Below are 2,980 nucleotides of genomic sequence, written 5' to 3'. Positions count from 1 at the left end.
TTATAAAATCACTTCGATATCCKACACCGCCATAACTTATTACACATTCATAGTAATAAAAAATGAAATAGAAAAATAAAATAGCGTAATAAATCACTTTTTGATCTCKTTGAGTAAATACTTTTACAACCCAAGAAATTAATATTAATTGATACAACCCAAAGTAAATAGACATTCTTGCAAAAATCCAATTTTGTGTAGAGATAATCATAAAAATCAAACCTAATATAGACATATTCACAATATAATCACTTTTCGGAAAAACTTCTCTTAATTTATCTCTTCCTAAATAAGCAAGTATGATCGGCGCTGCATTAACCACAACCCTAAGTATATTAGCGCCTCCACCTGAAAAATTTTTGTACTCACTATATTGACTGTCTTCTATAACTGTGAATAAAACATCAATAAATTGATTAAACCCTATAACTATTAACACAGCCACAAAAAGAAATACATATGTTTCCCATGACCATGCTTTTCTTCTTACTATAAAATATATTGGAATTAGAATAATCGCACTTTGATGTATAGTTGATGCAATTAATACGACTATGACGTATTTCTTCCAGTTACCTTCGAATATATACTTTGTTGCCATGAAAATAATTGCTGCCGCAAGATACTGCCTTATTCCGTTCATTGAGGTTAAATACATTCCGCTTGTTACATATACGTATATGCTTAATTCAAACATTCTTGTATATTTATATAGAACAAGTACAATGAATACATTCGTAATCAATGCGGTTACGAAAATCATAATTTGTGGATCATCCGAAATTTGCTTTAAAAACATTTGGATAATATTGAACCCTATATCCTTTCCCGCTTTAACCTCTTCCCAACTAAAATTACTTATAGAGTAGGAATACATATAAAAGTACGTGTCTCCAACATTATTACGGAGACCAGAAACTAAGACTAAAGTTGACATAGTACAAAATACTAAAAATTTATTCGGTTGAATATTCGGTTGATTAAACAGATTCTCCTCGATAGCAGGTTTAGAAAAATACCTCGCAAAAAAAGAGAAAAAATATACTAGAATAAGATTCACCCATAATACAGTCATTCATCAATCACTTCCACGTATTAAGCATATATTCTTTTTATAAATTACTCCATCCACTTTGAAATCTAGTTTTTTATTTTTTTAAAACTGTAGATTTATGTGTGTTTAAAATGTAAAAATAAAGTATAGTACCAAATGGGATGGCCATCATTGTTACCCATTTACATGGAGATTCTTTTAAAAACTTATAGTTTCTTACCATTATATTACTGGAAACATAATGAATAGCTTCTCGAAATTTCTCCTTAAACGTAGGCGCATACTTCATCGCTACCTTTCTAAAAAAAGAAAAACCATGAGGGTTTTTCTTATACTGATTAATAATATTCATACTTGATCCATCAGCCCTATACTCAACGAAACATAACACCTCATTCATAATGAGCAAAGGATATTCTTGATCTATTAAAATATATTTATAGCTAAGAGGACAATAATTTTCTCCAGGAAATATTGGATATGCCGGAGAGTTTCTTGTCAACTCCGATCTATAAACTAACTTTTTATCCCCCTTCATTTTATGTTTAGCATGTAACCCTGATAATGTAGCTTCTTTCAGATTTTCTGGCATATTTGTTCCGATAATATTCCCATTAAAATCAGCATMCAATCCTATAATACCAGCGTATTTGCAATTACCATATTCACTCCAAAAATTAATTATTTTTTCTACTGCATCATCAGCTATATAGTCATCCGAATCAATACAAACATTCAGTTCTGTATCAATTAGTCTGTACGCAGTATTGTGGGCTCCATGCATACCTCGGTTTTCTTGGTAATGATACTGAATTGAAACTATCCCTTCAGAAATCCACTTTTCTACAAGCTCTTTTGTGTAATCTTTAGATCCGTCATCAATAATAAGCCATATAAACTCTTTATGTGTTTGCCTTTTCAAACTTTCATAACATAAATGAAGCGTATAAGCGCGGTTAAAAGTAGGAGTAAAAACAGTAAGAATCGGTTTCAAACAACTTCACCTCTCCAGCTGTAACCACTTTTCTGTAGTACTGTAAATATACTATTTAATACGAGTCGATCAGGTCTCACATATTCATGGTAATATTCGTAATTATTCAACATCATCTTATACCTAAATTCTTCATCCTCTAATAATCTATAAACCTGGCTCAAACACTCCTCTGGTTTTCTAAAAACAAGGTAATTGTTTTCYTCTAAAAAATCCCCAGTCACTTCATATTTCAGACTTTCTGTTACAATGGCTCTACTTGCTGCAACATACTCAGCGAATTTCCATCCAATTGATTCATGTAATCCCATAGTCGCTATGCAAATTGCTGACTCTTTTACCTTTTTCAAATAATGGTTCCGCTTAATAATTTTTTTATCTTCTATAAGAATATCTCTGTAACCTTTATTAGCAAAATCAGACGGGGTCACACCTCCATAAAATCTATTACCAAATTCTTTTCTACATAGTCTGATACACTCTGCTCGAAATTCATTAATATACGCCCGTTCTTCTTTTTTTTCTAACGAAATTTGTCCTGGATAATCCCCATTTACGTCCCATAATCTAGCCATAAAAAGCACTTTCGGGTTTACCTCGCTTTTAGGAACTTCTTCAAATGAGTTGACGTGGTAAAACTTATTATAATACTCCGAAAATGGTAACATACGTATTAATTTCTTAACCTTTTCTTTGTGTGGATCATAAGGCATAGGCATATGTGCGATATTACCAGGTACCGTAACCATATAATTTAGACCTAACGGATATATTTTATCCTTATATAATAATTTAGAATTATAAACTTTACTAAAACTTCTTTTGAAATAAAAATCGCACTTTTCTAAAATCCTCTCCATAAACTCAGTATAATCCTGCTCTATTTCAAGTAAATTATCATACCCATCATTAACATCATATACTAATTTAAT

General features: G+C 31.1%; 3 protein-coding genes. All 3 read right to left on the bottom strand.

All coding sequences use genetic code 11. The features are described 5' to 3' along the window. A partial coding sequence (locus AC1DTM_RS21410) for an EpsG family protein (RefSeq protein WP_477000823.1) occupies positions 1 to 1,075 on the bottom strand: 1,075 nt, incomplete at its 3' end. Between the two features lie 73 nt (positions 1,076 to 1,148). Further along, positions 1,149 to 2,048, bottom strand: a complete 900-nt coding sequence (locus AC1DTM_RS21405) for a glycosyltransferase family 2 protein (protein WP_477000822.1) — start codon at positions 2,046 to 2,048, stop codon at positions 1,149 to 1,151. After that, positions 2,045 to 2,980: glycosyltransferase family 1 protein (locus AC1DTM_RS21400; protein ID WP_477000821.1), on the bottom strand; the 936-nt coding region annotated here is incomplete at its 5' end. The genes AC1DTM_RS21405 and AC1DTM_RS21400, both read right to left, overlap by 4 nt.

The sequence above is a fragment of the Bacillus sp. P4_D3 genome, from assembly GCF_056401855.1.
The sequence above is the reverse complement of the archived record's forward strand: the minus strand, read 5'-3'. Positions and strand labels throughout refer to the sequence as shown.